Annotated in this window: 10 protein-coding genes; all 10 read left to right on the forward strand. The window is 52.1% G+C overall.

The features are described 5' to 3' along the window. Window positions 1-49: 49 nt before the first annotated feature. The 10 genes from ACUY2T_RS09240 to ACUY2T_RS09285 all read left to right on the forward strand — a co-directional run bounded on the left by ACUY2T_RS09240 (window position 50) and on the right by ACUY2T_RS09285 (window position 8032). Window positions 50-811, forward strand: a complete 762-nt coding sequence (locus ACUY2T_RS09240) for an RHS repeat domain-containing protein (RefSeq protein ID WP_448308358.1) — start codon at window positions 50-52, stop codon at window positions 809-811. Next, window positions 786-1454, forward strand: a complete 669-nt coding sequence (locus ACUY2T_RS09245) for a hypothetical protein (RefSeq protein ID WP_448308359.1) — start codon at window positions 786-788, stop codon at window positions 1452-1454. The genes ACUY2T_RS09240 and ACUY2T_RS09245 overlap by 26 nt, the downstream gene beginning before the upstream one ends. A 3-nt stretch (window positions 1455-1457) precedes the next feature. Beyond that, on the forward strand, window positions 1458-1856 hold the full coding sequence (locus ACUY2T_RS09250; RefSeq protein WP_408925819.1) for a hypothetical protein: 399 nt from the start codon (window positions 1458-1460) through the stop codon (window positions 1854-1856). A gap of 323 nt (window positions 1857-2179) precedes the next feature. After that, entirely contained in the window at window positions 2180-2599 is a 420-nt protein-coding gene (locus ACUY2T_RS09255) for an RHS repeat-associated core domain-containing protein (RefSeq protein ID WP_448308365.1), read from the forward strand. 268 nt (window positions 2600-2867) lie between these two features. Next, entirely contained in the window at window positions 2868-3296 is a 429-nt protein-coding gene (locus tag ACUY2T_RS09260; protein WP_408925822.1) for a hypothetical protein, read from the forward strand. Between the two features lie 445 nt (window positions 3297-3741). Continuing rightward, entirely contained in the window at window positions 3742-4116 is a 375-nt protein-coding gene (locus ACUY2T_RS09265; protein WP_448308360.1) for a hypothetical protein, read from the forward strand. Beyond that, the gene (locus ACUY2T_RS09270) at window positions 4109-4870 is read left to right on the forward strand and encodes a hypothetical protein (protein WP_448308361.1); all 762 of its coding nucleotides are present in this window, start codon (window positions 4109-4111) and stop codon (window positions 4868-4870) included. The genes ACUY2T_RS09265 and ACUY2T_RS09270 overlap by 8 nt, the downstream gene beginning before the upstream one ends. A gap of 362 nt (window positions 4871-5232) precedes the next feature. Then, window positions 5233-5670, forward strand: a complete 438-nt coding sequence (locus tag ACUY2T_RS09275; protein ID WP_448308362.1) for a hypothetical protein — start codon at window positions 5233-5235, stop codon at window positions 5668-5670. 795 nt (window positions 5671-6465) lie between these two features. Next, a complete protein-coding gene (locus ACUY2T_RS09280) occupies window positions 6466-7464 on the forward strand; it encodes an Imm51 family immunity protein (RefSeq protein ID WP_448308363.1) in 999 nt (332 codons plus the stop codon). 118 nt (window positions 7465-7582) lie between these two features. Beyond that, window positions 7583-8032 carry a hypothetical protein gene (locus tag ACUY2T_RS09285; RefSeq protein WP_448308366.1) on the forward strand — a complete coding sequence of 150 codons (450 nt, stop codon included), beginning with the start codon at window positions 7583-7585 and terminating at the stop codon, window positions 8030-8032. The last annotated feature ends 113 nt before the right edge of the window (window positions 8033-8145 follow it).

The following is an 8145-nucleotide window of genomic DNA, read 5'->3' on the forward strand; positions in this document are numbered from 1 at the left end:
TGCCGCCACGTGGTCCCAGGCCCAGGTTAATGCGACGTTCTACGCCCTAGTGTGCGACCTAGCCGGAGCGCCACAGGAACTGATCAACACCACCACCGGTGTCGTCGAAGGACACACCACCCAAACGTTGTACGGCAAACGCACATGGTCAGGTCGGTGCACCAGCCCGCTGTTGTTTGCAGGCCAGTATGAGGATGCTGAATCCGAGTGGGCGTACAACCGCTTCCGCTATTACAACCCCACCTTGGGTGCCTATAATGCCCAAGACCCACTCGGACTCGCCCCACGACTCGCATCAGCCCAGGGGTATGTCGACCACGCAGCATTCTGGGTCGACATTTTCGGCTTAATGTCACATATTTCCGCGAACAAGGCCGCCGGAGAAAAATTCGAGGCAAACGCGGAATCAATCATTCGTGAAAAAATGGGACCCGATAATTGGGCGAAGCAGGTCACCACTCGCGTAAATCTTGGAGAAGGAGAGTGGAATAATAGCCACGCTGACTTCATTATCAAGGGCAATGATGGACAATTCCACTTCGTTGAAATCAAGAGTGGCAATGCTAAACTTACGGAGGGGCAACAGCTGGTCCAAAACGAACTAGCCAAGGACGGAGGAGGCGTCGAAATGCGCTCAGCAGCTCAACGAAAGGTAGATGGTCTCGGAGAAGACCCTGGAAACCTTTTGCAGGGCCAATTCCATACCTTCTATATGGACAACCCTAGCGATGTGGCTAAGCTGGGTAATCTTCTCGACAGGATCGCAAAGAAAAGGAACACTAAATATGGCAGCACCGAAACTCTTTACTAACGCCGACGCATGGTTCGCCGACAGAGGCTACACCAGGGAAAAATCCAAGGAACCAACATGGAGCAAACGACTCGAACCATACTTGGAAATCAATATTAGCGGCGACCCCATAAAACTATCCTCAGGCCTCTACAACACCGGGTTCATCTACACAGCACGCTTTCCCCAACTCGCAAAGCTACATTCATCCCTTCATCTACCCAACTCAAAAATGGGCAAACCCGTTGGAAAGAGGAAGGGAAGCGCACTAAAACCTTCACGATTCACTGACGCGTATAGCCATGGTTATGAGCCTTTCGAACCATCCGGATCCGGCCCCAATTGGGAGGCATTCTTTAAGCAATTCGGCGCAGCCCTGCCCAAAATTGAAGCTGAACTCACTGACGAGCCTGACTTCCGCCACAACATAGAAACAGGACAGTACTGGCAAGTAAGTAATTTCCGCTTCTCAGAGATGCTTATCCTCCTGTACTTCAAGGAATGGGACAAAGCACAACACATGCTGGACACCACCGACTGGCGAAAAGTCATCAACCCCCAAAACATTGCCGACATGCCCAACAAACCCACCACAGACGAAGACGTCCGCAACGTCACCGAACAACTAGCCAACTACATCAACACCCACAGAAACAACTCCTAACCCATGAGCTACGACATCCTCATCATCGATCCCACCACCGTCCCAACCACCACCCATCAAGAATTCATGGACTGGTACAACAAAGCCACCCAATGGGACCAACCACGCAACTACTCCACCACCACCGGCTCCACCCCAGCCATCACCAACTGCTACACCCAACTAGCAGCACACTTCCCCGACATCAACAGCGACATTGACTTCGAAGACGACGAAGCAGAAGAACCCACCACCGAATACACCATCGGCGACGACTTCCTCTACACCGCCTTCGACTGGGACGATGCCGAAGAAGGCCACAACACAGCACACACCATCGCCACCCAACTAGGCCTAGCCTTTGTTGATGTCAGTGACACCACCACCATCCACTTCCCCGACGGCAGCACACTCACCCACTAACCAACTGCCGGCCACAACAATCTCCTACATCAAAGCCCGAGGACAAAACACGTCACTCGGGCATTCCCGCAGACACCCCAAAAACCCTGAAAGCAAGCCCACTTCAATGAGGTAGCCTCAAGTGTGAAGATGCTCCTCATGAAGGATGCGCTAGGCGTCGAACACAAAAATAGTTAACACCCCACGCCCACTTCTACTACGCCACCGGTGAACAACCCATCGGCTTTACCTCAAGTGATGCTCCCGGTGTTGGCTACCGCTACACCTACGACGGTCTCGGCAGGCGTGTCGCCAAAGAAACCATCAACACCACTACTGGTGCCATCGACGGACGAGCCACACAAACCCTCTACGGCACACGCACCTGGGCCGGAACACACACCAGCCCACTACTATTCGCAGGACAATACAAAGATGCCGAATCAGGGTGGGCGTACAACCGCTTCCGCTACTACAACCCCACCCTTGGCGCCTACAACGCCCAAGACCCACTCGGACTCGCCCCACGACTAGCCTCAGCACAAGGCTACGTAGACCACGCAGCATTCTGGGTAGACGTCCTCGGGTTAATGGCGCATGGTCTCAAGAATTCAGATGACCCGCTACAACATCAAGTCAATCAACTTCACGAGACGATGTCTTCAAAACGCTCAGGGAGGAGTCACACTCGCGATCGGACAAGGCGAAGACAGTGCAGGTCGAGTGCACAGTGTAGTAGCTTCAAGCGAACGTACTGGAGCTGACGGCACTCCATATTTCAGACCTGAGGTTCGGCAAGCATTAGAAAATCAAGAATTTGCAAATCTCACTCCAGCTACGGTGGAAGGTTCTGTCCGTCAGCATGCCGAGGTAAACGCACAACAGGCTCTAGATAGAATTGGAGCTTCAAAGAATCAACGCATCGCTGCCTCGAGACCTGTTTGTCAATCTTGCCAAGAGACTGTCTTCACTGAGAATGCTGTCGATAGGATTGTTTCTTCACCGAACCCGTTCAAATAGAGAAGTAGAAAAATGACATTCAATAACCTACACCACAAGTTTGATCACCTAATTGAAAAAATTCTTCAAACTTGCACACAAACTGATGTCCGAACGTTTCTTTACTCGAATGCGAAAACGTTCGTAGATCGCTATTCTGATCTCTATTCACAGGAATTTACGCAAAAATTCAATAGTGACAATTTGGAAGGCGTCAGTGAAATTGCGATTCAAGAACGAGACCGTATAGACCAGAAATCGAATTCTGAAGAGCTCACTAATGAATCAGATGCGCTACTAGATCGCCTTGAATTAGCGGGAATAGCAACCGAGATGGCGAGTTATTTGGATTCAAGCCCCCTCAATTCCAACGATTTTTTCAACTACGTCTACTGCTGGGGAGTATTTGAAGACGATAAGTCTATTATCGAAAAACTGAACACCCTAGCTACAAAGCCTTAACCGCCAAAGACCCTTGTCAATAGCCGGTGGTACATCGAAACATCCTCAGGATTTGTAGAAGGAACAATCCTCGAACGGCTCGTGGAATGCGCATCAACACCAGGTAGAACCACCGTATCCTGAGGCAAATCCTCCGCCGATGCCCCACCTTAACTACAGTCACCCTATTGGACTGCGCCAACTCCGTCAGATGGTAGCCAGGCTGATACAACCAACCATTCCGATCATGATGACGATCCGCCACCAGCAGCACCCGCCGCAAGCAATAATAGAAATCAAGGCAAAAGCCTAGGAACAAAACTAGGGGCACTTCACACACCTCAGTCGGATTCAGCCAACCTGAAGCGGAAGCACTAACCGATTATGGTATCGAGAAACTCAAGCAACAAGGCTTGCCTCAACCTACAAATATCCCGTGGAACCCTGGAATGTTATAAGAGTGTTAATGCAGCCCACCAACGAACAGCTGACGCAATTGCAATCGGACCTCGAAGACGTCATCACGCCAACCATTGAACAGCTTCACACACGAATCCAGGAAACAGGACCCCTGTCATCTGATGACGCAACCAAATTCGTTGCAGATATCACTGCGCTGACAATATTCGAGCTAGCCGAGCGACTTGACGGAAACACTGACAAAACCGGCGCCCTCAGCTACAGGTTCGCTGCAGCAGAAGGGGAAGAAGTGCGCCTACCTGCCGAAGTGCTCAGCGCCATCACAGGATGGCTTTCCGCCCCAAAGGATCGAAACCCCCTCGCCGGGAAGACCAGCCACCCGTACCCCTTCGACTTTTACGGAGCGAAAGACTATGCATAGCGATTCCGCACTGCTGCACATCGGACGACTGTATGCGAAAGTTTACGACCAATCCATCGACTCGGATGCCGCCGAGCACCTCCACCATCTGCTGAGCAATATTCATGACACCACCGCCATCGATGAGGCCATCTACGCCTACCAAGGCGAAATACTCGGCATCCTGCTGGATTCAGTGAATCAGTCCGACTCGCTCGAGTTGTACACGGCGAGTACGTCGCAGCGCGAGTCTCTCAACTTGGCCATCACCGCCCTCGAAGATACACTTCAGTCTATGGCGGCACTCGAGGCAATTGCGCAGTTGGCGCAGGTTGAACCACCAGCTCCCGGCCAAGCCAAAATCGACATCCCCACGGAAAATCTCTCGAACGACGCCCGAAAACTTTCAGAGCTCGGCCTCCACCAGGGCATCGCCATTTCGGTCCCGCATTTGAGCATTCCGATCTTGGAAGGCGACGAAACCACTGACATCTCCACCTCGTCTACCGCATTGGGCGAGCAACGTTACGCCTCTGCCAAAGCCGTACCCAAGTGGCTGACTCACTTGTCGGAAACTCCGTCCGCCGGCTTCGTTACGTACCAGAATTCGCACGGCGAGACCCTCCAGGTCAAGTTCAATGCCAAGGGAAACTACTTCCCGCTTCTTCTCACGAACCACAACGGAAACCGCCACCTCGACAAACTACCGTCCGCGAAACAAGCCGAAAACCACATCGTGGCCTGGCTCGACAATTCACAATCACCGATCACCTAACTGCCACTCAAAAGCGGTTTGGTTCTGTTTACTTTGGAGATAGAAGTAGCATACTGGGTCGACATGATCGGGCTGATGGCCCACCACCGCATTGGAAGCTGGACCTCACACGATAACCTCGGAAAGAAAGCCTTCAAAAGTGATTCAGGCTATTTGTTCGACCCATACCACGTTAACAGAGGTGAAACTAACGTGGAACGAATGACCAGAGGTCTAACACCAAAGGGACATGATGGTAACTCTATTCACATCTTTAACGGGTTAAAATCTAGTGAATATCCAAAGGACGTAACTCCGGCGGATCGTAATACATTCAACTCTTGGAAAAGACAGTATTGACAAGAAAGGGCGTTAGACTTCCTATGATTAATCTGAGTGATTTCGCAAACTTCGACGATAGCTATGTATTTGGCGAAGGCAGCACTTTACAAGAGGTTCAGGAAGGCTTTGCATCTAGCCCTGAATGGTTGCCGGAAGACTTCAAACAGCTATTCACCCAATGCGATCGATGGACCCTAGTCGGAGTCGAAATGTTTTCGCCCCTAGCCGTCCCCTACTCCCCAGATCAACGAGCAATTACCCTCAACGCCGAATTCCACGAAGACTACCCAGGTCACGAGGAACTATTTGCCGTGGGAGAAATGGGAGATGACAGCTACCTTGTCCTCCAACACCTCGACAATGAAATTGTGTGCGGCTATTTCCATACTGGTGACGAAGAATGGTTCGGAAATAAATATCCGAGCCTAACTGAGTGGGCATACGCCTGCCTCGAAGCCAACGGAGAGCCCAGTGCCTAATCCCCGGCAGAAGCTCCAAGGAATACAACACAACCAATTATTTGATGATGACTCAATCCAGGGGATGTTCTTTGAGGCTGTAACTCTTGAACAATGTTCATTGGTTCGCACCGAGTTCAACCATTGTTCTGGATCATATCTTTCGTTCAAGGATTGCACCATTCGGGACCCGAGCTTTCGTTCTTGTGGTGATTGGGACCACATCAGCCTCATCAACACCACTGTCGAGAAGGTCGACTCAATCTATCTCACGATAGAGGAGCCAGATTGGTCAGTGAACTGCTCGACACCACGGTGTCGGACGAGATTGCGAATGCAATTCGTGCAATCTACGCGCCTTGGCTCTAAAACCCACGAAAGCATTTTCTTGAGCGGTGTATTTGACGTCCACAATCAGCTTCGTCGCAGTACGCATAAGTGCAACCACCGCGTAATTTTTTCGAATCAATTCTTAGCCATTTGCGAAAAGAATTCACCTAACGATATACGTCGGCTTTACCAAACACCCTCGGCTACGAGCCATGCAACATGCGTTGAGTCATCCGATTACTAAGCCAAAAGACGGAATGGTTCTTCTCAATAGAAAGTCGCCACTTGGAAAATACGAAGCACGTGGAGTTGAACAGCATCTGATCGAGAAAATCGGAATGCAAAAGCCAACGGGAGCCACGACTAAGGTAGGTAACCTAGAAAATAAGATAAACAGTATGAGCCCAAAACATGAGTTCTATGACCAAGCAACAGCTTTTGGCAAGGACTGGGTAGACCAATTCGCTAGCAAGGTACGCTAGGAACATGGCACTAAAACTAGTATTCGACGCTCCCAAAGGCAGCCGCCCGAAGGCTGGACGGCTCTACCTGATGAAAACCACCCTCGGATACATCCCTGTTGGTGCGACCTCCACCGAAGCATTCTTCGGCGCCGCCGTGATGATTCATCCCTACCGCGCACTCGTTTCTGACCCCAAAGACACCACCTGGTACCCGCTCATCGAAAAGAACGAACTACTAATCCCACCCCTCCAAATTGTCAAAAAAGACTTCAAAAAGGGCGGCGACTTCCACCCAGTAAAAGACAAGAATGCACCAAAGCCTGTCCCATTTGACAAGTATTTTGAGTACGGAGGGGCATTAACCTGGAACCCCAGTGAACTTGCCTTTGCACCTACCTCTGAATCAATTCCTGCGAGTCGCCTAGCATCCTTTATCCCTGAACAAGACCGTCGCATTGAATACACACTTCACAATACAAACCCACCCCAAGGTGGCATCGTCGATGAAGCACCGGAGGGCACTTACTTTATGCCAGCGGGCCTCCTCATGGACCTTCACATCGAGTTCGCCCTTGAGGACGCACTCTCCTACTACGGACTGATCGATACCCCGCGCCCAACACACCCCGACTTCACTGAAAGCCAGGAACAAGACACGATGCCAACCAACACGCAACAGGAAGACCAACCACTCTTCCACCTCGCAGAACTCGACGGCGTGACCACCCTGTTCGCCGCTATGGACACCATGCCCAAGGAGACAGTCGGCGTCATAGAACAAGCAGGGTACACACCCAACGGCTACTTCCTCGACAACCTCGCCAAGTACCTACTCCGACAAGCAAACATCACCACCGACGGCATCGAGTTCGACAGCGACGCAGGCATGTTCAGCCTCATCGGCACCGCTGACACCCTGCAACCACTCCACCAGCAGCTCACAGACCTCTTCAACAACACCAACAACCTGCAACGAACCCTCAACCAAGCTAAAGCCGCAGGAACAGACTTCGACGACTAACACACAAGCTTGTGTCCTGACACCATAATCAATCCAGCCAGCCGGCCGGAATGGTGCTGCGTATCACTACCGCTACGATGACCACGGACGTGTCACCGCCCAAGTCGGCACCGGCGGGATGTTCCCCAACATCCTCTACTGGGGCAACGACACCGGCGACGACGCACCCACCGGTGGCACCGTCTGCGTACTCATCGAAACCGCCGGCGACTTCACCGGCAACCCCCTAGACACCGGCGATAGTGTCGTTGACACTTACCTCGACCGGCTCCACAACCTCCCCCTCTACCAAGCCCTCCTCAACGGCGGACTCCACGAAGCAGGCCTGACCGGCCGCGGCCGTACCACCAACCGCGACACCACCGACTGGACCATCCCCACCGACTGGCTGACCGACGACCTCCTCGGCGACATCCGCCCCACTGTCTTCCGCGCCACCGCCTCCGGCGACGTCTGGCGCATCATCAGCCCCGAAGGTGGTATCCAAGACACCACCTACACTGAAGTGTCCCAGGTTTTGTTCCGTTTGAGTAGATGGGAAAATCTGGAATATGCCAAGAAAATTTGACCAGGATGCCAAGGACCGTGTGGTCCGTCTCGTGGAAGACCGCATCTTGGCGGAAAATATGTCGATGCAAGCCGCGTGCCAGGCAGTAGCCCCAAAGCTGGGCGTCTCGTGGC

This window comes from Corynebacterium sp. 22-2729 (assembly GCF_053479475.1).

Bases quoted from the DNA above. Each gene is read 5' to 3' on its own strand.
- ACUY2T_RS09245 (WP_448308359.1), top strand. From the start codon at position 786: ATGGCAGCACCGAAACTCTTTACTAACGCCGACGCATGGTTCGCCGAC.
- ACUY2T_RS09250 (WP_408925819.1), top strand. From the start codon at position 1,458: ATGAGCTACGACATCCTCATCATCGATCCCACCACCGTCCCAACCACC.
- ACUY2T_RS09260 (WP_408925822.1), top strand. From the start codon at position 2,868: ATGACATTCAATAACCTACACCACAAGTTTGATCACCTAATTGAAAAA.
- ACUY2T_RS09265 (WP_448308360.1), top strand. From the start codon at position 3,742: ATGCAGCCCACCAACGAACAGCTGACGCAATTGCAATCGGACCTCGAA.
- ACUY2T_RS09270 (WP_448308361.1), top strand. From the start codon at position 4,109: ATGCATAGCGATTCCGCACTGCTGCACATCGGACGACTGTATGCGAAA.
- ACUY2T_RS09275 (WP_448308362.1), top strand. From the start codon at position 5,233: ATGATTAATCTGAGTGATTTCGCAAACTTCGACGATAGCTATGTATTT.
- ACUY2T_RS09280 (WP_448308363.1), top strand. From the start codon at position 6,466: ATGGCACTAAAACTAGTATTCGACGCTCCCAAAGGCAGCCGCCCGAAG.
- ACUY2T_RS09285 (WP_448308366.1), top strand. From the start codon at position 7,583: ATGTTCCCCAACATCCTCTACTGGGGCAACGACACCGGCGACGACGCA.